This is a genomic window from Mesorhizobium sp. Primo-A (assembly GCF_003997175.1).
Taxonomy (GTDB): domain Bacteria; phylum Pseudomonadota; class Alphaproteobacteria; order Rhizobiales; family Rhizobiaceae; genus Mesorhizobium; species Mesorhizobium ciceri.
The window spans coordinates 103,589-127,998 of sequence record NZ_RZTG01000001.1; the positions used below are offsets into that span (position 1 = coordinate 103,589).

A 24,410-nucleotide genomic window follows, 5' to 3' on the forward strand; every position below is an offset into this window, starting at 1 on the left:
GCGGAGAAGTAGTCGAACACACTTGTTTTGGTACGAAATTGGCGGCAGAGCACGGCTCGGACATGCTGCAGTGCGGGAGAATCAGTTGGACATCAGTGTCGATTTCATGCGCCGCATCGCGCAGGTGGCGGCGGCGGAGACCTTGCCGCGCTTTCGTGCCCAAGGCGCGGTCGCCAACAAGGAACAGGGCAGTTTCGATCCGGTCACCGAGGCCGATCGCGAGGCCGAGCGCGCTATCCGGGCGTTGATCTCTGCCGAGTATCCCGACCATGGCATTCTTGGCGAGGAGCATGGCAGCGAGAACATTTCGAGCCGGCATGTCTGGGTGATCGACCCGATCGACGGCACGCGCGCCTTTATTTCCGGCCTGCCGGTGTGGGGCACGCTGGTCGGGCTGACGGTCGACGGTGACGCCGTTGCCGGCATGATGGCGCAACCCTTCACCGGCGAGCTGTTCTACGCCAACGCCTCAGGTTCGCACTATGAGGGGCCGGGCGGGCCGCGAAAACTGACGACCCGCAAGACGACGAAGTTGGACCAGGCGACGCTGTTCACCACCACGCCGGCGCTATTCAAAGGCGAAGCGCGCAACCGTTACGATGCATTCGAAAGACAGATCCAACTCGCCCGCTATGGCGCCGATTGCTATGCCTTCGCCATGATCGCTTCGGGAAGCGTCGATATCGTCGCCGATCCCGGTTTGAAGCCATACGACATCGTGGCGCTGATCCCGATCATCGAGAAGGCAGGCGGTGTGGTCACCACATTCGATGGCGGGCCTGCGGAAAAGGGCGGCGATGTCCTGGCGGCTGCAACGCCGGAACTCCACGCAGCTGCCATGGCTGCCTTGCGCGGCTGACCAGCGACCGGCGGCCGTCAGGCCGTGGGGTCGTCGCTGCCGGGAATGAAGGCGTCGAAGGCGGCGAGCAATTGCTCGCGGTAGATGTCGGCTTCCTGCAGGATTTCGTGGCGGGAGCCGTCGATCATCAGCAATGAACCGAGCCGCAGACGCCTGGCGTAGGCTTCGACAGCCCTGGTCGAGACGACCTGGTCGGCGCCGGCGGCGATGATCAGCAGCGGGACCTGGATCCGGGCCATGAAGTCGGGGTCGTTGACGGCTTCCGAAGCTTTCGCGGCTGCCCGCAGCCAACGGATCGTCGGCCCGCCAAGCGCCAGTTGCGGGTATTCTTCATAGATCCGTGTGTTGCGCCGATAGCGTTCCGGGTCCGATGTCAGCTTGTTGGTCTCGAAAGGGGCCGTTGCCCTCGGCCGCGGACCCCAGGCGGCATAGAGCCGGCCGAGGCCGAGAGCGCAGAACAGGGAACAGACGCGGCGAACCGTCGAGATCGAGACCGGAAGGTCGGGCAGCGTCAGGAAAGGCGCGATCAGCACCATGCGCCGGACGCGGTTCACCATCGACGGCGCGGCCAGCAGGGTGATCAATGCGCCTGCCGAATGGGCCAGGATGTAGTAGGGTCCGCGGCAATCGGGCAGCACGATCTCCTCGAAGAACTGTTCGAGGTCGGCGGTGTAGTCGCGGAAGCTGCTGACGTAGCCGCGCTGGCGATCGCGGATCAGCCGGTCTGAATCGCCCTGGCCGCGCCAGTCGAGCGTGGCGACGCCAAAGCCACGATCGGCAAGGTTGCGGATGGTTTCGAAATATTTCTCGATGCACTCGTTGCGGCCGGTGAGCAGGACCACGGTGCCCTTCATCGGGCGAGCGACCGCGCCGAACAGGCCGTAGCGGATATTCTTGCGGTCACGCGTGGTGAAGAAGCCGCCGGCGGCGTTTTCCGGCCGCGGATTGCCCTCGATTTCGTGAAAAAGGGAGTTTTCGGTGAAAAGATCCGTCATTCGGCGCTTCGTGCTCGGCGTCTCGCATGCCCGCCTGCGCTGGCCGGCTCCGCTATGGTGATAGACGCCCATGCGCCAAAAGCCAAGGAATTCCCGGTGACTGACTGGGCTGCAACAGGGAAGGCCGGAAGCCGCTTGAAAGCGTGCTTCCGGCCTCTGTCGATCCGGGAGGAAGGGACGTTACACCCGGTCGGCCTCGTTGCGGTGCCTGTTGTGCAATCGGCGCCGCCAGTCCTTGATCCTGGAATGGACTTTAGCGCCGGCTGCCTGAACGCGCGCCGAAGTGCCGGTTCATCTGCCGTTCATCAAGGGTCCGGCCGCCGTGGCTTTTGCCGCCAGGTGAAATCTTGAAATGCTTTCCAGCGCTCCCCAAATGTCTCGTGCGGTCGCCAATGTAGGGGCCGCTGGCCCACCCGAAACGCCGCTCAAGGGTTTCGCACCGGCCATACGCAAACCATGTTGCTCAACAGGAGAACACCTCATGCGTCACGTTGATTTTTCCCCGCTTTATCGCTCGACCGTCGGCTTCGATCGTCTGTTCACGATGCTCGATTCGCTTGCGCAGCCGGATGGCGCGCAGACCTACCCGCCCTACAACATCGAGCGCACCGGTGAGGATTCCTACCGGATCTCGATGGCGGTTGCCGGCTTCTCTGACGAGGAAATCTCGATCGAAGCCCATCGCAACGTGCTGACCGTGAAGGGTGAGCGCAAGGACGAGGGCACCGGCGAAGGCTCTGAACTGCTCTATCGCGGCATTGCCTCGAGAGCCTTCGAACGCCGCTTCCAGCTTGCCGACCACGTCGAAGTTGTCGGTGCTTCGCTGAAGAACGGCCTGCTGTTCGTCGACCTCAAGCGCAACATCCCCGAGGAGCTGAAGCCGCGCAAGATCGCGATTACGGCATCTTCGGCCAAGGCCAAGCAGATCGAGGCCAAGACCGCTGCCTAAAGTACAAGTCTCCTCCCGAGACGGAAGCGGCGCCGAAAGGCGCCGCTTTTTTGTTATCGGGGATTTCGGTATCAGGCGATCAGCTGGCCAAAACGGTCGACCTCATCGGCCGTCGTCGCGAAGCTGGTGACGAAGCGATACAGCAACTCGTCCTCGCTGATGTGGCCGTCAAAGCCGTGCGGCTTGTGCCAATCATAGAACGCCGCACCCGCTGCCTGCAGCTTTTCAGCTTCGGCTTTCTTGATCACTGCGAAAACCTCGTTTGCCTGCGGCAGCCATGCCAGTTTTGCCGTGGCCGAATCCTCGATCGCGGCGGCAAGGCGTGCGGCCATGGCGTTGGCGTGGCGGGCGGTGTCCAGCCACAATCCGTCTTTGAAATAGGCCTCGAACTGCGCCGCGACGAAGCGCGATTTCGAAAACAGCTGGGCGGCGCGCTTGCGCAGGAACGCCAATTCCCTGGCACGATCAAGATCGAACAGCACGATCGCTTCGGCGCACCAGCAGCCATTCTTGGTGCCGCCGAAGGACAGGATGTCGACGCCGCGTTTCCAGGTCATTTCGGCTGGCGACGTGTCGAGCGCGACCAGCGCATTGGCAAAGCGGGCGCCGTCCATGTGCAAGGGCACCGAATATCGTTTGGCGATCGCCGCGATCGTCTCGATCTCATCCAGGCCGTAGATGGTGCCGACCTCGGTCGACTGGGTGATCGAAACGGCCATCGGCCGTCCCCAATGGACGATTTCCGGTGCGAAACGGCCGATGGTCCTTTCCAGATTGTGCGGATCGATCTTGCCCAGCGCGCCATCGATCTCATGCAGGCGTGAGCCGCCGGAAAAATACACCGGCGCGCCGCATTCGTCCTCGATGACATGCGATTCGCGATGAGCAAAGGAAATGCCGCCCGGCTTGTTGTAAGCGGTCAGCGCCAGCGAGTTGGCGGCCGTGCCGGTGGCGACGAAGAACACCGCGACCTCGCGTTCGAAAATCTCGCTGAAGCGCTGGTAGACTGCCTGGTCGAGCGCTCCGTCGCCATAGGCGGTGGAAAAGCCGCCGGCATTGGCCGACAGGCCGGCGGCAATGTTGGGGTGGGCGCCTGCCCAATTGTCGGAAGCGAAGAACATGCATCTGCCTATGTCTTGGGAGAACGGGGGGTTGGGGAAATCAGACTGAAGTTGACCGGTTTCGCGTGCTGATCGCAAGGGCCAGGCGCCGGAAAAACAGTAAAGCCAGCCAACGGGCAAAGCCCAGGCCGACGACTGAAGCTTACGTTTTTCCTCAGCTTCACGACATTTTCTGTCGCGAATGCCCCAAGTTTTTTGCAAATCGGTCTTGTGTGCGTCCGGGATTTCTGCCATAAAAATTTAGGACAGTAGTGCTGTCTTATTTTGTCGCACAAAACGAGCTGGATTGGCGTATCATTTGGGCCTCTCCGGCTGTTGCCGCGAGCGACAGGTGGACAGCCAGACTCTGGCCTGTACGATTACCAGATGCGATCCATGCGGAAAGCCGCCTGGTTCGACAGGATTTCGCAAGACGTGCCACAAGGATCAGGGTGAGCCAAGCGCTTGCCGAGGCAAACCAGCGCCTGAATGGCTGGGAAGGAGGACAGGAGATGACGGACATGACGCACTCTGCGACGAACGGCCAGGCCGCGCAGACGAAAGCGGCAACCGTCAAAACCACCTTGCGATCCAATATTGGCCGAAGCGCCAACGGATTTTCCGCCCAGGGCCTCTACGATCCACGCAACGAGCATGACGCCTGCGGCGTCGGTTTCATCGTCAACATGAAGGGCGTGAAGTCGCATCAGATCGTCGAGGACGGGCTTGCTGTGCTCGAAAACCTGACGCATCGCGGCGCCGTCGGCGCCGATCCGCTGGTCGGCGATGGCGCCGGCGTGCTGGTGCAGCTTCCCGACCAGTTCTTCCGTGACGAGATGGCAGCCCAGGGCATCGAGCTGCCGCCGGCGGGCCAGTACGGCGTCGGACACTGGTTCATGCCGCAGGACGCGGCCCTTCGCGCCCATATCGAGGACATCATTGCCGAATCGGCGCAATCCGAGGGACTTCCGCTCATCGGTTTCCGTGACGTGCCCGTCGACAATTCGTCGCTGTCGAAGGCGCCCGACATCGTGGCATCCGAGCCGTTCCATCGGCAGATCTTCATCGGCCGCACGCCAGACATTACCGATGACGAGGAATACGAGGCCAGGCTCTATCTGCTGCGCAAGGTCATCTCGGGCCGCATCTATGCCGAGAACGACAACAAGGACATCGGCGCCTATTGCGTGTCGCTGTCGGCGCGCACCATCGTCTACAAGGGCATGTTCCTGGCTTATCAGGTCGGGGCCTACTACAAGGACCTCAAGGACCCGCGCTTCGAAACCGCGCTGATCCTCGTCCACCAGCGCTTCTCGACCAACACGTTCCCGTCATGGAAGCTGGCGCATCCCTACCGCATGGTCGCCCACAATGGCGAGATCAACACCGTGCGCGGCAACAACAACTGGATGGCTGCGCGCCAGGCGTCGGTCGATTCCGAACTGTTCGGCAACAACATCTCGAAGCTGTGGCCGATTTCCTATGACGGCCAATCCGACACCGCCTGCTTCGACAATGCGCTCGAGTTCCTGTTCCAGGGCGGGTACAGGCTCAGCCATGCCATGATGATGCTGATTCCGGAAGCCTGGGCCGGCAACAAGCTCATGGATGCCGATCGCAAGGCCTTCTACGAATACCATGCGGCATTGATGGAGCCGTGGGACGGACCGGCGGCGGTGGTCTTCACCGATGGCCGCCAGATCGGCGCCACGCTCGACCGCAATGGCTTGCGCCCGGCACGCTACATCGTCACCGACGATGACCGCGTCATCATGGCCTCGGAAGCCGGCGTGCTGCCGGTGCCGGAGGAGAAGATCGTCAAGAAGTGGCGGCTGCAGCCCGGCCGCATGCTGCTGATCGACCTGGAGAAGGGGCGCATCGTCTCCGACGAGGAGCTCAAGTCGGAGATCGCGACCAAGCATCCCTACAAGACCTGGCTCGCCAACACGCAGCTGATCCTCGAAGATCTGAAGCCGGTCGAACCGCGCGCGTTGCGCAAGGATGTCAGCCTGCTCGATCGTCAGCAGGCATTCGGCTACAGCCAGGAGGACACCAAGCTGTTGATGTCGCCTATGGCGACGACAGGCCAGGAAGCGGTGGGCTCGATGGGCACCGACACGCCGATCTCGGCGATGTCGGACAAGTCGAAGCTGCTCTACACCTATTTCAAGCAGAACTTCGCCCAGGTCACCAACCCGCCGATCGACCCGATCCGCGAGGAGCTGGTGATGAGCCTGGTGTCCTTCATCGGGCCGCGGCCCAACATCTTCGACCTTGTCGGCAATTCGCGCCGCAAGCGGCTCGAAGTGCGCCAGCCGATCCTGACCAATGGCGATCTCGAGAAGATCCGCTCCATCGGCCACACCGAGGACCGTTTCGACACCAAGACGATCGACATCACCTATGGCTCCGCCGAAGGCGCCGCGGGCATGCAGGGCGCCATCGATCGGTTGTGCGAGCGGGCGGAGGCGGCGGTTGCCGGCGGCTACAACATCATCATCCTGTCCGACCGCCAGGTCGGGCCCGACCGCATCGCCATCCCGGCGCTGCTGGCGACGGCGGCGGTCCATCATCACCTGATCCGCAAGGGGCTGCGCACCTCGGTCGGCCTCGTCGTCGAATCCGGCGAGCCGCGCGAAGTGCATCATTTCTGCTGCCTCGCCGGCTATGGCGCCGAGGCGATCAATCCCTACCTCGCCTTCGACACGCTGCTCGACATGCACAAGCGCGGCGAACTGCCGAAGGAAGTGGACGCCTACGAAGTCGTCTCGCGCTACATCAAGTCGATCGGCAAGGGCATCCTCAAGGTGATGTCCAAGATGGGCATCTCGACCTACCAGTCCTATTGCGGCGCGCAGATTTTCGACGCCATCGGCCTGAAGACCGATTTCGTGCAGCAATACTTCACCGGCACCGCGACGCTGATCGAAGGCGTCGGCCTGGACGAGATCGCGGCCGAGACGCTCAGCCGCCACAATGACGGTTTCGGCAACGACCCCGTGCTGCGCAACAGCCTCGAGGTCGGCGGCGAATACATGTTCCGCATGCGCGGCGAGGCGCATATCTGGTCGCCAGATGCTGTCGCCACCTTGCAGCACGCCGTGCGCCAGGGATCGTGGGAAACCTTCAAGGACTATTCCGCCCAGATCGACAGCGAGACGGCCCGCGCCCAGACCATTCGCGGCCTGTTCAAGCTCAAGCTGGCCGGGGAAACCGGCCGCAAGAAGGTGGCGCTCGACGACGTCATGCCGGCGGCCGACATCGTCAAGCGGTTCTCGACCGGAGCGATGTCGTTCGGCTCGATCTCGCGCGAAGCGCACACGACGCTGGCGCGCGCGATGAACCAGATCGGCGGCAAGTCGAACACCGGCGAGGGCGGCGAAGAGGCCGACCGCTATCTGCCGCTGCCGGGCGGCGGCAAGAACCCGGAACGCTCGGCGATCAAGCAGATCGCCTCGGGACGTTTCGGCGTCACGGCCGAATACCTCGTCAACTCCGACATGATGCAGATCAAGGTGGCGCAGGGTGCCAAGCCCGGCGAGGGCGGTCAGCTGCCCGGCCACAAGGTCGACGCCACCATCGCCAAGGTCCGGCATTCGACGCCGGGCGTCGGCCTGATCTCGCCGCCGCCGCATCACGACATCTATTCGATCGAGGATCTGGCACAGCTGATCTACGACCTGAAGAACGTCAATCCGGCAGCCGACGTGTCGGTCAAGCTGGTGTCGGAAGTCGGCGTCGGCACGGTTGCGGCGGGCGTCGCCAAGGCGCGCGCCGACCACATCACAATTTCGGGCTATGATGGCGGCACCGGTGCCTCGCCGCTGACGTCGCTCAAGCATGCCGGCAGCCCGTGGGAAATGGGCCTTGCCGAGACACACCAGACGCTGGTGCTGAACGGCTTGCGGTCGCGCGTTGCGCTGCAGGTCGATGGTGGCTTGCGCACAGGGCGCGACGTCATCATCGGCGCGCTGCTCGGCGCCGACGAGTTCGGCTTCTCGACCGCACCGCTGATCGCGGCCGGCTGCATCATGATGCGCAAATGCCATCTCAACACCTGTCCGGTCGGCGTCGCGACGCAGGATCCGGTGCTGCGCAAGCGCTTCAAGGGCACGCCCGAGCATGTCATCAACTTCTTCTTCTACGTCGCGGAAGAGGTGAGGGAGCTGCTCGCCGAGATGGGCTACACCCATATCGACCAGATCATCGGCGACACCGATCTTCTGGAAAAGCGCGACCTGATCGTGCACTGGAAGGCGCGCGGGCTCGATTTCTCGAAGATGTTCTTCAAGCCGGATGCGCCGCATGAAGCGGTGCACTGGACCGAGCGGCAGAAGCACCCGATCGACGACGTGCTCGACCGCAAGCTGATCGAACTGGCCAAGCCGGCGCTCGAGAGCAAGCTGCCGGTCAAGATCGAGGTCGATATCCGCAATGTCGACCGCTCCGCGGGCGCCATGCTGTCGGGCGAAGTGGCCAAGCGCTTCAAGCACAAGGGCCTGCGCGAGGATACGATATCGGTGAAGCTGACCGGCACTGCCGGCCAGTCCTTTGGCGCCTTCCTGGCGCGCGGCATCTCGTTCGAGCTTGTCGGCGCCGGCAACGACTATGTCGGCAAGGGCCTGTCGGGCGGCCGCATCGTCATTCGGCCGCCGGAAGAGGCCAAGATCGTCGCGGCTGAATCCATCATCGTCGGCAACACGGTGCTCTATGGCGCAACCGAGGGCGAAGCCTATTTCGCCGGCGTCGCCGGCGAGCGTTTCGCCGTGCGCAATTCGGGCGTCGCCGCCGTCGTCGAAGGCGTCGGCGATCATGGCTGCGAGTACATGACTGGCGGCATCGTCGTCGTCATCGGCAAGACCGGCCGCAACTTCGCCGCCGGCATGTCTGGCGGCGTCGCCTACGTGCTCGACGAGGCGGGCGATTTCGCCGAGCGCTGCAACATGGCGATGGTCGAGCTGGAGCCGGTTCCGGAAGAAGACGATCTGATGGAAAGGCTGCTGCACCATGGCGGCGACCTCGACCACAAGGGCCGCGTCGACGTCTCCGGCGACATGACCAGCCATGACGAGGAGCGGCTCTACCAGCTGATCTCGAACCATGTGCACTACACCGGGTCGGTACGTGGTCGCGAGATTCTCGACGACTGGGCGACGTTCCGGCCGAAGTTCCGCAAGATCATGCCGGTCGAATACCGCCGCGCCCTGATCGAGATGGAACGCATGCGCATGGGCGTTGCGGCGGAATAGGCTTTGCAATGGCCGGGGAGCCCAGGCTTCCCGGCCCATCTTCATCGACAGTTTGACCTCCGGCGCAAGGTTGCCATGGCTGCCTCAAGGGGTTAACGGGTGCGGCGAAAACCGCACCATCTGGACAGCAGGAACTGGACTATGGGCAAGGTAACAGGCTTTCTCGAAATCGACCGGCAGGTGCACAAGTACCAGCCGGCCTCCGACCGCATCCGGCATTTCCGCGAGTTCACGCTGCCGATGTCTGACAAGGAGGTCGAGAAACAGGCCGCGCGCTGCATGGATTGCGGCATTCCGTTCTGCCACGGGCCGACCGGCTGCCCGATCCACAACCAGATTCCAGACTGGAACGACCTCGTCTACAATGGCGACTGGGACAACGCGATCCGCAACCTGCATTCGACCAACAATTTCCCGGAGTTCACCGGCCGCATCTGCCCGGCGCCCTGCGAGGAAGCCTGCACGCTGAACCTCGAGGACATTCCCGTCGCCATCAAGACGGTCGAGCAGGCGATCGCCGACAAGGCCTATGAAACCGGCCATATCAGGCCCTATCCGCCGGAGAAGAAGACCGGCAAGCGGGTCGCCGTCATCGGCTCCGGCCCGGCCGGCATGGCGGCTGCCCAGCAGCTTGGCCGCGCCGGTCACGACGTCCATGTCTACGAGCGCGAAAGCCGGCCCGGCGGGCTGATGCGCTACGGTATTCCCGACTTCAAGATCGAGAAGCACTATATCGACCGGCGCATCGAGCAGATGCAGGGCGAGGGCGTGACCTTCCATTGCGGCGTCAATGTCGGGGTCGACAAGCCGGTCGCCGAACTGCTCGCCGAACATGATGCCGTGCTCTATTGCGGCGGTTCCGAAACGCCGCGCGCGGCCGGTATTCCCGGCGACGATCTCGGCGGCGTGCATGACGCGATGCCCTATCTGGTGCAGCAGAACAGGCGGGTCGGCGGCGAACCGATCCAGTCGGTGGCGTGGCCCTCGCATCCCATCATCGCCGGCGGCCAGCATGTCGTCGTCGTCGGCGGCGGCGATACCGCGTCCGACTGCGTCGGCACGGCCTTCCGCCAGGGCGCGGTGCGCGTCACACAGCTCGACATCCGCCCACAGCCGCCGGAGAAGGAAGACAAGCTTTCGGTCTGGCCCTACTGGGCGACGAAGATGCGCACCTCGTCCTCGCAGGCCGAAGGCGCCGAGCGCGAATTCCAGGTGGCGACGCTCGAATTCATCGGCGAGGAAGGCCAGCTGACCGGCGTCAAGTGCTGCGAGGTCGACGACAAGCGCAAGCCGATCGCCGGTACCGAATTCGTCATTCGTGCCGATCTCGCTTTCATCGCCATCGGCTTTGCCGGGCCGGCCGCGGCCGGTGTGGCGAGGGAATTGGAGGGTGAGATGAAGATCGCCACCGACAGCCGCCGCTCGCGCAATGTCGAGGCCAATGACCGCGACTACAAGACCAGCGTCGACAGGCTCTATGCGGCCGGCGACGTGCGTCGTGGCCAGTCGCTGGTCGTCTGGGCGATCCGCGAGGGCCGCCAGGCTGCGCGCGCGATCGACGAGGCGTTGATGGGGTCGAGCGTTCTCCCGCGCTGAGCCCGGCCTCAGAGCCGCGCTGCGAGACTAACGATTGATCGCGGTCGTGGTGTCGGTCGCGGCTGCGGCCTTCGGCGGCCAGGAGAAGTCGTCAGCGCGGCCGGGCGATGCAATCGGTGCCTTGCCCTCGACCACAAGCTTTTCACCGGGCAGGTCCGGATTGGCCTTAGCCGGCGGTGCCGCGCCAAGCAGCTCCGAGCCGCCGTCGAGTGCCGGATCGCTGAGCAGCATCGGCGCGGTGCGGTCGATGACGATGGGGGGCGCGGCCGGCGCCGGCGTCTCGACAGGGGCGCCCGCCGGAGCGGACGGTGTAATCATGCTTCCCGGCGCGGTCAGGCCGAGGATCTTCAGCAGCGGTTTTTCGGTGTAGAAGGCGAGCTTGCGCTTGCCCGCCTTCGAGATATTGATGCCGTCATCGGCGCGCAGCCGCACCGGCTGGCCGTTGATGTCGGGGCCGCTGGTGACGAAGGCGCCGTTCTCGTCGACAAAGCCGTCCCAGATATCGACGAATTCGCCGCCATGGCTTTCTGCGGCCTGATGGTAGATGTCGTTGAAGGCAAGCATATCCGAGGTCATCTTCGGCACCCGGAACGCCGGCATGCCGACCCAAAGGAAGGGGACCTTGGCCGCGGCGATGGCTTTGCCCAGCGCGTCGGTCCTGCGTTCATATTCCTTGGTCCAGTTCTCGGAACGTGGCTGTTCGCGCACGTCGCCCACCTTCATCGACTGGCGGTCGTTGGAGCCCAGCATGACGATCACGGCGGCGGGTTTTTCGGTCTCGATCAGCGATTTGATCTGTTCGGGCCAGTTGTAGAAATCATCGCGCACGAAGCCGGACGAGCCATTGCTGCGAACGACGATCCTGACGCCGGCATTCTCTGCGAAAGCGCTGTCGAGGCCTTCGGCGAGGCCGGCCGCCATGAAGTCGCCGACCACCAGGACGGTGCGCGCGTCCGGCGCCTTGTCGACCACCGGGATTTCCGGTTCCGCGGGCGGGCGCGGGGCGCGGGGTTTTTTCGCCTTGGGCCTGGGCCTCGGCTTCTGGATATCCAAGGGCGGCTCAATGCGCTCGCTGCGGCGCGGAAACAAAAGGTCGCGCAACGACCAGCCGCGGTTTTGCTGCTCCTGCGCCATGGCCGGCGCATGAAAGGCGCCAGCCACGCCGACGGCAAGCATGACCACGGCCAGGACGAGCACCGGCATGCGACGAACAAGCCCTGCGATGCGCGCAGCCGAAGCCAATCGTTTCCTCCGTCCCTTGGCGCAGTCCTGCCGAAAAACCGCATCGGTTTCTCGGCAAATGCCGCCCAACCAGATTGCTACAGTGTCCTTTGCGCGCCTGGAAGGCCGCGCGGCACCGCAGGCGGCTCTATTTCTGCCGGAGCCACTTCAGCACTTCCATGCTCGGATAGCCGTCCTGGGTCAAGCCGGCCTTGGCCTGGAAGGCCATGATGGCAGTCTTCGAGCCGTCGCCGATCTTGCCGTCGAACTTGCCGTCGTAAAGGCCATGCTGGGAAAGCCGCTTCTGCAGCTCCTGTCTTTCCTCGAAAGTAAGCTTGGTGAAAGGCCGCTTCCAGTCCTGCACCAGACCGCTCGAGCCGGCGATTTCGTCGGCAAGAAGGCCGACGGCCAGCGCATATTTGTCGGCGTTGTTGTAGGCCTTGATGACCGTGAAATTCTTGATCATCAGGAAGGCCGGCCCGCTGCGGCCGTCCGGCACCTTCAGCGTCGCCTTGTCGGAGCCGTTCTTGAACGGCTTGCCGTTGGCCCTGGCGACGCCGAGCGCCTGCCACTGCGACAGCGTCTTGGAACCGCCGGGAAGTTTTCCGGCTGGCAAGGCGACCTCATAGCCCCAGGTCTTGCCGGCCTGCCAGCCATTCTTCTTCAACAAATTGGCTGATGTCGCCAGCGCATCGGGGATCGAATTCCAGATGTCTCGCTTGCCATTGCCGTCCATGTCCACGGCATAGTGCAGATAGCTGGTCGGGATGAACTGGGTGTGGCCCATGGCGCCGGCCCAGGATCCGCTCAGATGGCTTTCGTCGATGTCGCCGGTCTGCAGGATCTTCAGCGCGGCGATCAGCTGTGTGCGGGCGAATTTCGCCCGCTTCGGATCGGCGTAGGCCAAGGTCGCCAGCGAGCGCACGACGTTGCGCATGATGTCGTCGCGCTTGAGGATCTCGCCATAATTCGATTCCATCGACCAGATGGCCAGCAGGATGTAACGGTCGACGCCGAACCTGGCCTCGATCCGATCCAGCCACGGCTTCCATTTCCTGGCCATCTGCTGGCCGACGGCGACGGACTGATCATGGACGCGGTTGTCGAAATAGTCCCAGGCAGGGGCCGTGAATTCAGGCTGCGTGCGCGCCTTTTCCAGCACCACGGGATCGATATCCCTGATGTTCCTGAAGGCCTGGTCGTATAGGGCGCCGGAAACGCCGCTCTGCACGGCGGTGGCGCGGAAGCCGGCGACCCATTGCCGGAAACCGGCATCGGCGAAAGCGGGGCCAGGCATCAGCAGAGCGAGCGATAGGCTGGCTGCCGCCATGACGCTGGTAAAAATTTTTGCGGCATTGCGAACGGACATCTTTTCCTCCTTCTCTGTCTCAGGAAAGACCATTCATCGCCGAACCAGGTTAGGAATTAGTTTACCATAGGTGCCACCGGGAACGAAAAGACGCTTCGAAGCTTTACCGGTGGACGCTCCCCTCAGTTTCCCAGTAATCCCCAATTCCGGCGTGAAAATGTCTTGAAACGGGGATTGCGGAGCTGGCCCTCAAACGGATAATTGAAAGCATGAAGAGAGTTCGCAAGGCAGTCTTCCCGGTCGCCGGCCTCGGCACACGGTTTCTTCCGGCCACCAAGGCTGTCCCCAAGGAAATGCTGACCGTCGTCGACCGGCCGGTGATCCAGTATGTGGTGGATGAGGCGCGCGAGGCCGGCATCGAGCATTTCATCTTCGTCACCGGTCGCAACAAGGCCGTCATCGAGGACCATTTCGACATCCAGTTCGAACTCTATGACACGCTGGCCCAGCGCGGCAAGGACGACCAGCTCGCCCGCCTGCAGCGGCTGCAGCCGGCGCCGGGGCAGACCAGTTTCACACGCCAGCAGGTGCCGATGGGACTTGGCCACGCCGTCTGGTGCGCCCGCGAGCTCGTCGGCGACGAGCCCTTCGCGCTTTTGTTGCCCGACATGATCATGCAGTCGGAGAAGAGCTGCACGAAGGCAATGGTCGAGCTCTACGAGGAGACCGGCAACAACATCATCGCGGTGCAGGAATGCGATCCCGCCGAAACCCACAAATACGGCATCGTCGGCCGCGGCGAGGACACGCATCACGGCTTCCGTATCACCGAGATGGTGGAAAAGCCGAAGGCCGGCACCGCGCCGTCCAACCTCTACATCAACGGCCGCTACATCCTGCAGCCGGAGATCTTCAAGATCCTAGAAGGTCAGGAAAAAGGCGCCGGCAACGAGATCCAGCTCACCGACGCCATGCTGAAGCTGGAAAAGCAGCAGCCTTTCTACGGCTACCACTATCGAGGCCGCACGTTCGACTGCGGATCGCCGGAGGGTTTTGTCGAGGCCAATGTCGCCTTCGCGCTGTGGCGCAGCGACATGAACGAGAACATGGCGGGCGTCATCCGCACGCTTCTCGACGAGCTGAAGCCGTCAGAGCGCCGTGGTGCTGCGTTTTAAACATCCTAGCGAGCGGCCGGATGTCGTTGGTGCGGCCGTTCAGCGCTGCACCTTGACGCCGAGGAAGATGCTGTTGGCGGTGTAGTCCCGGCCCGGCAGGTTGCTGGTCAGTTTCTCGCTCCTCACTCTTGTGGTCAGGCCGGCGTAGCGGTTCAGCCACCAGGTCAGGCCGGCCTCGGCGCTCAACACCCTGTCATGGCCGTCGATGCCGATGTAATCACGCCAGTCGAGACCCAGAGCCGCGTTGGCGGTGAGGTTGGCGCGAATCTGGCGTTCGCCTGTCAGGCGACCGGAATAGAGGATGTCGCCGCTCTCGCCCGATGTGGTCGTGGGCTCGACGGTGGTCCGCCCGGTCAGGCCGATTATGGTGCCGCGCTCGGGTGACCATTTGAGGTCGGCGTTGACGGTGGCACCCGAGATCGCATCGAGGTTTTTGTCGTCGATCGCTTCCCTGAGCCAGCCGGCCGAGAATTCGCCCGACAGCTTCTCACCCATGTCGAGTGCAAGGCCGGCGCGGGCGCCGAGTCGCGTCGACGAGCGCTCGAAGCCTTCATTGTCGATGCGTTGATCATAGGTCCGGCGGCCGACCTCGATTTCGGTGAAGGGGGTCAGGGCAGGGGAGATCTCGTAGCCGGTGCGCAACGTCGCCGTGTAGAGCGTCGAGTCCTGATCCTTCTGCGACAGCGAGGTGCCGTCCGATAGCTTGGCGTCGCCGTAGAAGTCGTGCGAGACCGCGCCGGTCAAGGTGTACTGCATCTTGCCGAGATGCTTTTCGACGGCCAGGCTGCCATCGATGGTCTGCCGCAGCGGCTGCTTGCTGACGCCGGCAATGGCGTCCGGCGATGATGCCGATTCCGGCACGGCCTCGTAGCCGAGCTTGGCGATGGCGCGCAAACCATTGTCGAGGTCGACATTGAGCTGGCCTTCGATGCGGCCTTGCTCGTCGTGAACCGGGTAACCCGAGACGGTCTCGCGAAAAAGGCCATAGCCGTCGATCGTAGCGGAGTTCTCGCGCCAGTCGGAGGCGGCGGAAAAGCGCAGCGCCGTCTCGGACAGCAGCGCCGACTTGCCTGCACTGCTCGAATCGCCGTTCGAGGTGGCGGTCAGGCCCTGTTCGATCGTCGGCCGGATGACGAAGGAGCCCCATTTGACGCCGGTGGCGGCAAACGGATCATCCTCCAGCTTCTTCTTCTGGCCTTCGATGGCGTCCGTACGCTCCGCTCCTGGGTCGAGCTTCTGCCTGTCGGCGCTGTCGATGGTGAGTGCGCGGCGGTTGGCCGTGTCCGCATCGGTCTCTGCGGCATCGGTGGCGTCCGGCGTGGAGGCGGTCGTGGAAGCGGTGATGTCGGAGGTGTCGGCCGTCGATTTCTTCTTCTTTTTCGACTTGTCGGCAGCCTTGTCCTTGGCTTGGTCAGCCGCATTCTGCCTGGCGGCCGATGAGCGGCGGCGCGGCTTGGGCGGCGCCGCAGTGTCGACGGACGTGTCGTCAGTGGCTGCCGGCGGGTCAAAGAGGCTGCCGGTCGCGGTGGCGTCGCCAGTGTCAGCGTCGTCAGGCACGGCACCGGCGCTGGCCGGCAGATAGGTGCGGGCCGGCGCGTTGTCCTGCGCGGCGTTGGCCGGCTGTTGACCCTGCGCTGCCAAGGCCAGCTGTCTCGCCTTGCGCTGCTGGTCGGACAGGATCGCCGATTCCGAAACTTCGCCGCGCAGTTCGGTTTCCTGGGCATGGAGCGCCGTTGGGCGCAGCAAGGCAAACATGCTGGTTGCCAGCAGCAAGGCGCAGACCGCCTTGCCCCCACGTCCCGTCGAATTTTCTGGCTGGACCCCGGACATCGCCACCACTGCTTGCGCGGCGCACGCGCGCCATACTTACCGAACCGTAAATGGGGATGGTTAACGGAGGGTTGAGGCAGCGGCCCGTCAGCTGCCTGAAGCGCTGATTTCCAAAGGGATTCATACCGCGTGCGTTTTCTCGCCTGCCGTCGTCTGAACCACCGCACACGTTCGGGCGATATGCCTGGGGCCATTTCCGTTGGACAGCGCGCCGGCAAAGCGCTAATCGCATCAGCCATGCATGCGGGATCCCTGGATAAGAAGCCTTTGGACAGGCAAGCCTCGATCGCTTCGGCGCTGAGGACGGTGGCGACAGAACAGGCCGGTGTCGCAGCCCTCGCCGAGGCGCTGGAGAATGGGCTGGCCGCGCCTTTCGCCCAGGCGGTCGAGATGATCTCGGGGATTGAAGGCCGGCTCATCGTCACCGGCGTCGGCAAAAGCGGCCATATCGGTTCGAAGATCGCCGCGACGCTGGCCTCGACCGGCACGCCGGCTTTCTTTGTCCATCCCGCCGAAGCCAACCACGGCGATCTCGGCATGATCGCCAGGGACGACGCCATCATCGCCATGTCGTGGTCGGGCGAAAGCAAGGAACTGATGGGCATCGTCGCCTATTCCAGGCGCTTTTCCATTCCGCTGATCGCCATCACCGCCGGAGAGACATCGGCGCTGGCGCGGGCGGCGGACGTGGTGCTGCTTTTGCCGCGCGCTCCGGAGGCCTGTCCGCATGGCCTGGCGCCAACGACATCGACGCTGCTGCAACTGGTGATGGGCGACGCGCTGGCGATCGCGCTGCTCGAAGCACGCGGCTTCACGCCGGACCATTTCCGCACCTTTCACCCGGGCGGCCAGCTCGGCGCCAATTTGACGCAGATCCGCGAGATCATGCATGTCGGCGACAGGCTGCCGCTGGTGGTTGCGGGCACCGGCATGCAGGACGCGATCCTGGAACTGTCGCGCAAAGGGTTTGGCTGCGTCGCGATCACCGATGTCGACGGTGCGCTGGTCGGCATCATCACCGATGGCGACATCCGCCGTCACATCGGCAGCAATCTGCTGGCGATGACGGTGGATCAGGTGATGACAAGAGGTCCGAAGACCGCGACGCCGGACACGCTGGTGGCAACGGCGCTGCAGACGATCAACAATTCAGCCATCACCAGCCTGATGGTGGTGGAGGGCCGGAAACCAGTCGGCCTCATCCACCTGCATGATCTGCTGCGTATCGGCGCCGCCTGAACGTTCAGACCGCCTCGACGGTCAGTTCCAGATCCGTATCGGCCGCACCCGTCACGCGCACTTGCGTGCCGGCCGGCAGGTCAGGGCCGGAGACACGCCACAGTGTGTCGCCCAGCTTGATGCGGCCGCGCCCGTCACGGATCGGTTCGGCAAGTGTCGCCATCCTGCCGACCATCTGCGCGCCGCGCCGGTTGAGCAGCGGCTGATCGGTCGGGTCGTTGCGGCTGCCGACCAGCTTCTTGCCGACATAGGCCGAGACCAGCGACAGCGCCAGGAAGGCGAGGACCTGGACCTGCCATGTCCAGAAGCCGGTGTCCCAGATCAGCAGCGACACAGCGCCGATGATCAGCGCGGCGATGCCGATCCACAGCATGAAGATACCCGGCGCGATGATTTCCATCACCAGCAGGACGAAACCGAGAACCATCCAGTTCCACGGGCCGAGTTCGGAAACGATGCGGTCGATCATTGGTTTCGACCTCAGTTGTCGGTTGGGCGAACGACCGGCGGGCGCGCGGCCTGCCTCTGCGAGCCGGTCGTGCCCTCGCTGCGGAAGACTTCCTTGGCGATCTCGCCAATGCCGCCGAGCGAACCGATCAGCGACGATGCCTCGAAGGGCATCAGCACGATCTTGCTGTTGGTCGCAGTGCCGATCTTGCCCAACGCTTCGGTGTATTTCTGGGCAACGAAGTAGTTCAGCGCCTGCACATCGCCTTTGGAGATCGCTTCCGACACAACCTGGGTGGCGCGGGCCTCCGCCTCGGCCGAACGTTCGCGCGCCTCGGCATCGCGGAAGGCGGCTTCCTTGCGGCCTTCGGCCTCGAGGATCTGCGACTGCTTGAGGCCTTCGGCGGCAAGGATCTGGGCGCGCTTGTTGCGTTCCGCGGTCATCTGCCGGCCCATCGATTCGATAAGGTTGGCCGGCGGGTTGATGTCCTTGATTTCGACGCGGGTGATCTTGATGCCCCACGGGTGGGCCGCTTCGTCGACGACGCGCAGCAGGCGCTCGTTGATGGCGTCGCGGTTCGACAGGAGTTCATCGAGATCCATCGAACCCATGACGGTACGGATGTTGGTCATCGTCAAATTGAGGATGGCGTTCTGCAGGCCGGAAACCTGGTAGGCGGCCTGAGCGGCGTTGAGGATCTGGAAAAAGGCGATGCCGTCGACACCGACAATGGCGTTGTCGCGGGTGATGATTTCCTGGCTTGGAACGTCGAGCACCTGCTCCATCATGTTCATCTTGGCGCCGATGCGGTCGATGAACGGGTAAATGAAATTGAGACCCGGGCTCAGTGTCTTGGTGTAACGGCCAAAGCGCTCCACCGTATAGTTGTAGCCTTGCGGGATTGTCCTGATGCCTTTGATCAGCAGCACCAATACCAGAAGGGCAAGTGCACCAACCGCAATATCGAAACCACTGAAATCCATTTGGCTCTCCCTCAGACGAAGGCCGCACAAGCCATTCTCGCGCGGCCGACTTCACCAAAGACTTAAGTGTGTTTCAGATGCGTTACAATCAGGTGATGACGGATTGTTTGCGGGTGCGATCAGCGGTTGAAGGCAAACAATCTTGCATCCGTGTCCTCCAGCCCGTTGATCGAAGCCGGGACAATCTCGGAAGCGATCTGCGAGAAGGTGATGCCGTTGCCGCCGTAGCCCATCACTGCATAGATGCGCGGGTGGCGGGGAATGGCGCCGATATAGGGCAGGCCGGTGGTTGTGGTGCCGAACGAACCGGTCCAGGCAAAATCGGGCCTGGTGTCGAGATGCGGAAATACCAGGCCGAGCTCCTCGGCGATGCGTGTGCTCTTGTCGGCGATCAGCTCGTCGCGCCGCGCTTCGTCGACAAAATCCTCGTCCTCGCCGCCGCAAATGACCCGGCCGTCGATCGTCGTGCGCATATACAGATACGGCTCCGACGCTTCCCAGATGAACGCTGCGTCCGGCCAGAGCTTTCGCGGTTGCGGGCATGTTGCGATCGCCCATGTCGAGATGATCCGGTGGGCCGCGGCCGGCACGATCTCCACAAGTTCGTAGCCGGTGGCCAGAACAACATGTCGCGCGGTTATGGTCGGGCCATCCCTGGTCGCGACGACAACAGCTTCGGCGCTATCCTCGATCACTGTCGCGTCGACGGGGGCGTAGAAGCGAGCCTTGCGCTGAAGGGATTTCAGCAGCAGCCCAGCCGTCAGCTTACGCGGGTCGAGCGCGATGTTGCCGTGGCTGAGAATGGCGCCTTCGCGGTCGATGCCGAATGTCTCCGCCAGCGGCGCCGGCGTCAGATAGGTCGCGGCGATGCCGGCTAGCCGCCGTGCCTTGGCCTCGTCGCGCAGTTCCGACGGACCAAGTATCGTGCCAGACAGATAGAGCGACGGCGCCCGGCTCAGGCCACAGTTGATGCCGAGTTCGGCGATGCGTCCGGCGAGATTGGAGACGGCGAGCCGCGAGCGCCGCCAGGCCTGCTGCGCCGAGGCTCTGCCGACCATCTTCGAGAGCGTGGAGAGAGGCTGGTCTATTTCGAATGCCACCAGTGCGGTGGTTGCGGCCGTCGAGCCCTTCAGCGGACCGCGCCGGTCGATACAGATCACCCGATGGCCATCGGCCGTCAGCGCCTCGGCCATCATGGCGCCGCTGATGCCCATGCCGACGACCAGCACATCTGCCTTGACGTCCCGGACCAGGCCGTCCGTCGGCACCGCAGGCGCGCGATAGGCTGACCAGACGGGCTGGCCAGTTCTGAGGTCGAGTTTGCGGGACATCGCATTCTCCGGCGGCGCGCCTTAACGCCCCGGAGCTTGTGTTGTTCCGGAGTTAGAGCGGCGAGCTGCTCTAACTCCCGTTGACGAAATTCCCAAGGGAAAGCGCTATTCGCTTTTCCCGGGAAAACCGTTTCACACTTTTCCTGGAATTTCTCCTAGACCCAGCCAGACAGTTCGCGCCGCACCATCGCCTCGATCACCGCCATCCCCTCCGCGCTGTCGTTGAGGCAAGGGATATGGGCGAAATTCTTGCCGCCGGCATGGTGGAAGGTTTCGGCCGCCTCGCGGCCGATCTCATCCAGCGTCTCGATGCAGTCGACGGAAAAGCCGGGATTGACGACGGCGATCGACTTGACGCCGTCCTGTGCGAGTTTCTCCACCGTCTTGTCGGTATAGGGTTGCAGCCATTCCTGCGCGCCGAAGCGCGACTGGAAGGTGATGATCAGTTTCCTGTCATCCCAGCCGAGCCGTTCGCGCAACAGCCGCGTCGTCTTCTGGCAGTGGCAATGATAGGGATCGCCCTTCTCGAAATAGGGTTTTGGAATGCCGTGATAGGAGGTGATGACCACCTCCGGCTCGAAATCCAGCGTCGCCAGATGCCGTTCGATCGAACGCGCCAGCGCCTCGATATAGACCGGCTCGTCATAGTAGGGCGGCACGCTGCGGACGGCCGGCGCGCGGCGCATCTTCATCAGCGCGCGAAACAGCTGGTCGTTGGCTGTTGCCGTGGTCGTCGCCGAATATTGCGGATAGAGCGGAAACGAAAGAATGCGGTCGCAGCCCTGGTCGGCCAGACGCTGGGCAATGCTGGCGGTCGAAGGATTGCCATAGCGCATCGCCCAGTCGACGACGACATCAGGCAGGTCGCGCAGCGCTTCGGCCAGCTTTTCGGCCTGGGCACGGGTGTAGGTGCGCAGCGGCGACTCGTTCTTTTCCCGGTTCCAGATCCGGGCGTAATTGGCGCCCGACTTCTTGGGGCGCGTGGTGAGCACAAGTCCATAGAGGATCGGATACCAGATCGCCCTGTTGAGCTCGATGACGCGCGGATCGGACAGGAATTCACGCAGATACCGCCACATCGGCTTGAAATCGGTGCCATCGGGCGTGCCCAGATTGACCAGCATGACGCCGATCTTGCCCGCCTTGACCGGCGGATGCCCAGCGGGCAACGGGCCGAGCGCTTTTGCGACCTTGGGATCGGCAGGGGTGGGAAGCGTCATAAGGGTTCTCCGGGAGACGCGAACCTAACCATCTTGCGCGCGCATTCAATGCAGCGTCTGGCCGCACCTTAAAGCGGATTGTCCGAATGGATTCAGACGACCCGCTTTAACTCTTTGTTTTATGCATGTCGTTTTCCCAAAACCGAGGTCACTTTTGGGCGACATGCATTAGCCCGAAAACAGGACGCCCGTCCGGTTTTCGGACGGGCGGTGTCATTCAGGCATATAAGCGAGCTATTTCGGCGGGATGGTCAGGGTTGCGCCGACAGGAAGCCGGCGGGGTTCGTAGCCCTTGTTGGCGCCCGAAATGACCTTCCACCTGGCGCCGTCGCCATAGGCTTTCTTGGCCAGATCCCAATAGGTGTCGCCGGCAACGATGACATGGCTGGCTTCCGCTGGCGCGGCCTCAGCAGGCTTTGCCGGCTCGGCCGGTGCCGGCGCGGCTGGTGGCGCTGGCGGGGGAGGTGCTCCTTCCGTCGATATGGCCGGTGGTGTGTTGGCGATATCGCCCGAGTTGGCCGGCAATTCAGGCATTGCCGGTGCCGCTTCGGCAGGCTTGGCGGCTTCAGCCGGTGCGGGCGCCGGGGTGGCCGGTGCCGCTTCGGCTGGCTTGGCCGGATCGGTTGCCGGGGCCGCAGGCGCCGCGGCGACGGTCGCGGCTATTTCGGTGATGCGGCCGTCGAGCTTCGGCGTGTAGGGCCGGTGGGCGCCGAGATAGTCGGCAACCACCTGTTCCAGGCCGGGGCCGTAGTCGTAGGCATTCCTGGCCTTGTCGGCAAAGACCTTGTAGCCGTCGCCGCCCTGGCGAACATAGTTGTTGGTGGCGACCAGATAGTCCTTCTCCGGCTTGATCGGCGTCCAGGCACCGCCTTCCATGACCTCCACCGATTTGACCCGGCCGGCATTGGGCGCAACGGATTTGTCGAAGGAATATTTCAGGCCGGCGACCTGGGGGAAGCGCCCGGCGCCGTCCTCGACCTGACTGAGACCGCCCTCGAGGCCGGCCACCAGATCCTTGCCCGAAATCTGGAAGGTCGCCAGCGTGTTCTGGAAGGGCAGCACGGTCAGCACCTCGCCCATGGTGACGGTGCCCTTGTCGATCGAGGCGCGCAGGCCGCCGCCATTGGAGATGACGATCTCGACGCCCTGTCCCTTGACGCGGTCGAGGATGGCGTCGGAGACGAGATTGCCCATCGCGCATTCGCGGGTGCGGCAGCTCTCGCGACTGCCGTCGATGACGTCGGTGGTTTCGGCCACTTCCTTGTTCTTCAACGCCTCGATCGGCGCCCCAAGCTCCTTGATGCGGGCGAGCACGGCCGGGTCGGGGGTGATCGACTTGTCGAGATAGATCGGGTCGCCGCTGGCCGATTTGACGACGCCATTGTCGTCGAACACCACCTTGAACTCGCCGAGATATTTCGAATAGGAGGCCGCCTGCACCACCGGCACCTTGTAGCCGTCCGGATTGTCGACCATCGTCGGGTAGGGGCCTTCCGCCTTCGGATCGGTGTTCGACAGCAGGGAATGGCTATGGCCGCCGACGACGACATCGATGCCCGGGATCTTGGCGATGACGTCACGTTCGCGCCTGTAGCCGATATGGGTCACGGCGATGATCTTGTTGACGCCTTCGCCCTTGAGCTTCTCGACTTCGGCAGTGATCGACTTGACGTCGTCCTCGATGGCGACGTTGGGACCCGGCGAAGCGAGGTCCGGCGTGTCGTTGGTGATCGCGCCGATGATGCCGATGTTCTGGCCGCCGACCTCGACGACAACAGATGGCTTGACGCGGTCGCCGAGCTTGGATTGCGCGTTGGCCTTCACATTGGCGCCGAGCACGGGGAACTTGATCATGTCGAGGAACGGCGCCAAGGCGGCCTCGCCGTCGTCGAATTCATGGTTGCCGAGGGCCATGGCATCGAACTTCATGTCGTTGAGGAATTCGCCTTCGACCTTGCCCTTATAGGTCGTGTAGAACAGCGAGCCCTGGAAATTGTCGCCGGCGCTGAGCAGCAGCACGTTCTGGCCTTCCAGCTTCTTGCGTTCCTGGGCAATCGCGGTGATTAGCCGGCCCGCGCCGCCGATGCACTCGCCCTTGGTCTCCTCGTCCGCCGAGCAGGTCGATTCATATTTGTTGTTGCCTTCGATGCGGCTGTGCCAGTCGTTGATATGCAGGATGTTCAGCGTGTAGTCGGCAAAGGACGCGCCGGCCGACAGGCCGAGGGCTGAGGCTGACAGGGCTGCAATGGCGGCAAGCTTCTTCATCTTCGTCTCCCGGAAAGCTGATCAGAGGCCATTAGCGCTCTTGCTTGACTGGAACATAACAGCCGGCGCTTTGGCCATGTTCCCATCGCGTTCCGGATGACGCAAGCGGAATCCGGGACCCTTTGCCGGCACAAAAAAGGACGGCGGCCAACCAGCCGCCGTCCTTGGAAAACGAATGGTCGTGGGTTCAGACGCGCCTTGTCAGCACGAAATTCTGACCGCTGGAGCTCGTGCAGTTGAGCTGGCTTGTCGACACCATCAGGCAGTTGAAGCTGACCGCGGTCTGGCGGATCAGCGAGGTGCCGTTGATCTGCACCGATGTGGCGCCGGTCATCGTGTAGCTGCCGTCGGCAAGCTTCTGGCCGGTGTCGGTGGCTACCGTCGTGAAGGTGCCGCCGGTGAAGGTCGACAGGCCGGTGCCCTTGGCGTCGATCCACGAGCCCTCGACGCCTTTCGGCGCCGCTGCCATCGGCGGTTGATCGGGGCCGCTGGTCGCACAGGCGGCGAGCATCGCCGCAATGGCACCCGCCACGCTCATCGAAAGAATTTTGCGCGCAATGATCATGTGAAAATCCTCTCCTCTCGCTTCGGCCCAAAAATCGGAAATCGATTTTCGACAAGCACGAGGCGTGCATCCAAGT

Annotated in this window: 17 protein-coding genes; 6 read left to right on the forward strand and 11 right to left on the reverse strand. The window is 63.4% G+C overall.

Features of this window, described 5'->3' with window-relative positions:
- The first annotated feature begins 85 nt into the window (after nucleotides 1-85).
- Complete coding sequence (gene hisN / locus EOC83_RS00520) at nucleotides 86-859, forward strand: histidinol-phosphatase (RefSeq protein ID WP_024502739.1); 774 nt, start codon at nucleotides 86-88, stop codon at nucleotides 857-859.
- A gap of 17 nt (nucleotides 860-876) precedes the next feature.
- Here the strand turns inward: hisN and EOC83_RS00525 are convergent, their stop codons facing one another.
- Nucleotides 877-1,854 (reverse strand): alpha/beta hydrolase, encoded by a 978-nt coding sequence (locus tag EOC83_RS00525; RefSeq protein WP_063170330.1) that lies wholly within the window; start codon nucleotides 1,852-1,854, stop codon nucleotides 877-879.
- A gap of 481 nt (nucleotides 1,855-2,335) precedes the next feature.
- On the opposite strand from EOC83_RS00525, the gene EOC83_RS00530 reads away from it, so the two are divergent.
- Nucleotides 2,336-2,803: an Hsp20 family protein gene (locus tag EOC83_RS00530; protein WP_013529716.1), complete on the forward strand. Its 468-nt coding sequence runs from the start codon at nucleotides 2,336-2,338 to the stop codon at nucleotides 2,801-2,803.
- Nucleotides 2,804-2,874: 71 nt separating this feature from the next.
- Here EOC83_RS00530 and EOC83_RS00535 read toward each other — a convergent pair whose 3' ends face one another.
- Nucleotides 2,875-3,924 (reverse strand): low specificity L-threonine aldolase, encoded by a 1,050-nt coding sequence (locus EOC83_RS00535; RefSeq protein WP_013529717.1) that lies wholly within the window; start codon nucleotides 3,922-3,924, stop codon nucleotides 2,875-2,877.
- Between the two features lie 491 nt (nucleotides 3,925-4,415).
- Between EOC83_RS00535 and gltB the strand changes: the two genes are divergently transcribed.
- The gene (gltB, locus tag EOC83_RS00540; protein ID WP_063168950.1) at nucleotides 4,416-9,152 is read left to right on the forward strand and encodes a glutamate synthase large subunit; all 4,737 of its coding nucleotides are present in this window, start codon (nucleotides 4,416-4,418) and stop codon (nucleotides 9,150-9,152) included.
- A gap of 141 nt (nucleotides 9,153-9,293) precedes the next feature.
- Nucleotides 9,294-10,748 carry a glutamate synthase subunit beta gene (locus tag EOC83_RS00545; protein WP_013529719.1) on the forward strand — a complete coding sequence of 485 codons (1,455 nt, stop codon included), beginning with the start codon at nucleotides 9,294-9,296 and terminating at the stop codon, nucleotides 10,746-10,748.
- Nucleotides 10,749-10,775: 27 nt separating this feature from the next.
- Here EOC83_RS00545 and EOC83_RS00550 read toward each other — a convergent pair whose 3' ends face one another.
- Both EOC83_RS00550 and EOC83_RS00555 read right to left on the reverse strand, forming a co-directional pair.
- Nucleotides 10,776-11,990: a DUF459 domain-containing protein gene (locus tag EOC83_RS00550; RefSeq protein WP_063168949.1), complete on the reverse strand. Its 1,215-nt coding sequence runs from the start codon at nucleotides 11,988-11,990 to the stop codon at nucleotides 10,776-10,778.
- Nucleotides 11,991-12,117: 127 nt separating this feature from the next.
- On the reverse strand, nucleotides 12,118-13,338 hold the full coding sequence (locus EOC83_RS00555; RefSeq protein WP_013529721.1) for a lytic murein transglycosylase: 1,221 nt from the start codon (nucleotides 13,336-13,338) through the stop codon (nucleotides 12,118-12,120).
- A gap of 209 nt (nucleotides 13,339-13,547) precedes the next feature.
- On the opposite strand from EOC83_RS00555, the gene galU reads away from it, so the two are divergent.
- A complete protein-coding gene (gene galU, locus EOC83_RS00560; protein WP_013529722.1) occupies nucleotides 13,548-14,453 on the forward strand; it encodes a UTP--glucose-1-phosphate uridylyltransferase GalU in 906 nt (301 codons plus the stop codon).
- A gap of 39 nt (nucleotides 14,454-14,492) precedes the next feature.
- Here galU and EOC83_RS00565 read toward each other — a convergent pair whose 3' ends face one another.
- Nucleotides 14,493-16,283 carry an outer membrane beta-barrel protein gene (locus EOC83_RS00565; RefSeq protein ID WP_063168948.1) on the reverse strand — a complete coding sequence of 597 codons (1,791 nt, stop codon included), beginning with the start codon at nucleotides 16,281-16,283 and terminating at the stop codon, nucleotides 14,493-14,495.
- A 237-nt stretch (nucleotides 16,284-16,520) separates the two neighbouring features.
- Here EOC83_RS00565 and EOC83_RS00570 point away from each other — a divergent pair, with 237 nt between their 5' ends.
- The gene (locus EOC83_RS00570) at nucleotides 16,521-17,522 is read left to right on the forward strand and encodes a KpsF/GutQ family sugar-phosphate isomerase (protein ID WP_024502733.1); all 1,002 of its coding nucleotides are present in this window, start codon (nucleotides 16,521-16,523) and stop codon (nucleotides 17,520-17,522) included.
- A 4-nt stretch (nucleotides 17,523-17,526) separates the two neighbouring features.
- Here the strand turns inward: EOC83_RS00570 and EOC83_RS00575 are convergent, their stop codons facing one another.
- The 6 genes from EOC83_RS00575 to EOC83_RS00600 form a co-directional block, all read right to left on the reverse strand.
- Nucleotides 17,527-17,991 carry an NfeD family protein gene (locus tag EOC83_RS00575; protein ID WP_013529725.1) on the reverse strand — a complete coding sequence of 155 codons (465 nt, stop codon included), beginning with the start codon at nucleotides 17,989-17,991 and terminating at the stop codon, nucleotides 17,527-17,529.
- Nucleotides 17,992-18,002: 11 nt separating this feature from the next.
- Nucleotides 18,003-18,953, reverse strand: a complete 951-nt coding sequence (locus EOC83_RS00580) for an SPFH domain-containing protein (protein ID WP_013529726.1) — start codon at nucleotides 18,951-18,953, stop codon at nucleotides 18,003-18,005.
- Nucleotides 18,954-19,072: 119 nt separating this feature from the next.
- On the reverse strand, nucleotides 19,073-20,284 hold the full coding sequence (locus tag EOC83_RS00585) for an FAD-binding oxidoreductase (RefSeq protein WP_063168947.1): 1,212 nt from the start codon (nucleotides 20,282-20,284) through the stop codon (nucleotides 19,073-19,075).
- A gap of 155 nt (nucleotides 20,285-20,439) precedes the next feature.
- A complete protein-coding gene (gene hemH, locus EOC83_RS00590; RefSeq protein WP_013529728.1) occupies nucleotides 20,440-21,504 on the reverse strand; it encodes a ferrochelatase in 1,065 nt (354 codons plus the stop codon).
- 234 nt (nucleotides 21,505-21,738) lie between these two features.
- Nucleotides 21,739-23,769 (reverse strand): bifunctional UDP-sugar hydrolase/5'-nucleotidase, encoded by a 2,031-nt coding sequence (locus tag EOC83_RS00595; protein ID WP_063168946.1) that lies wholly within the window; start codon nucleotides 23,767-23,769, stop codon nucleotides 21,739-21,741.
- Between the two features lie 187 nt (nucleotides 23,770-23,956).
- Nucleotides 23,957-24,334, reverse strand: a complete 378-nt coding sequence (locus EOC83_RS00600; RefSeq protein ID WP_013529730.1) for a hypothetical protein — start codon at nucleotides 24,332-24,334, stop codon at nucleotides 23,957-23,959.
- Nucleotides 24,335-24,410 lie beyond the last annotated feature (76 nt).

Excerpts from the sequence above, each read along its gene's own strand:
- EOC83_RS00525 (WP_063170330.1), bottom strand. The coding sequence starts at position 1,854 with ATGACGGATCTTTTCACCGAAAACTCCCTTTTTCACGAAATCGAGGGC.
- EOC83_RS00530 (WP_013529716.1), top strand. The coding sequence starts at position 2,336 with ATGCGTCACGTTGATTTTTCCCCGCTTTATCGCTCGACCGTCGGCTTC.
- EOC83_RS00535 (WP_013529717.1), bottom strand. The coding sequence starts at position 3,924 with ATGTTCTTCGCTTCCGACAATTGGGCAGGCGCCCACCCCAACATTGCC.
- gltB (WP_063168950.1), top strand. The coding sequence starts at position 4,416 with ATGACGGACATGACGCACTCTGCGACGAACGGCCAGGCCGCGCAGACG.
- EOC83_RS00545 (WP_013529719.1), top strand. The coding sequence starts at position 9,294 with ATGGGCAAGGTAACAGGCTTTCTCGAAATCGACCGGCAGGTGCACAAG.
- EOC83_RS00555 (WP_013529721.1), bottom strand. The coding sequence starts at position 13,338 with ATGTCCGTTCGCAATGCCGCAAAAATTTTTACCAGCGTCATGGCGGCA.
- galU (WP_013529722.1), top strand. The coding sequence starts at position 13,548 with ATGAAGAGAGTTCGCAAGGCAGTCTTCCCGGTCGCCGGCCTCGGCACA.
- EOC83_RS00565 (WP_063168948.1), bottom strand. The coding sequence starts at position 16,283 with ATGTCCGGGGTCCAGCCAGAAAATTCGACGGGACGTGGGGGCAAGGCG.
- EOC83_RS00570 (WP_024502733.1), top strand. The coding sequence starts at position 16,521 with ATGCATGCGGGATCCCTGGATAAGAAGCCTTTGGACAGGCAAGCCTCG.
- EOC83_RS00575 (WP_013529725.1), bottom strand. The coding sequence starts at position 17,991 with ATGATCGACCGCATCGTTTCCGAACTCGGCCCGTGGAACTGGATGGTT.
- EOC83_RS00580 (WP_013529726.1), bottom strand. The coding sequence starts at position 18,953 with ATGGATTTCAGTGGTTTCGATATTGCGGTTGGTGCACTTGCCCTTCTG.
- EOC83_RS00585 (WP_063168947.1), bottom strand. The coding sequence starts at position 20,284 with ATGTCCCGCAAACTCGACCTCAGAACTGGCCAGCCCGTCTGGTCAGCC.
- hemH (WP_013529728.1), bottom strand. The coding sequence starts at position 21,504 with ATGACGCTTCCCACCCCTGCCGATCCCAAGGTCGCAAAAGCGCTCGGC.
- EOC83_RS00595 (WP_063168946.1), bottom strand. The coding sequence starts at position 23,769 with ATGAAGAAGCTTGCCGCCATTGCAGCCCTGTCAGCCTCAGCCCTCGGC.
- EOC83_RS00600 (WP_013529730.1), bottom strand. The coding sequence starts at position 24,334 with ATGATCATTGCGCGCAAAATTCTTTCGATGAGCGTGGCGGGTGCCATT.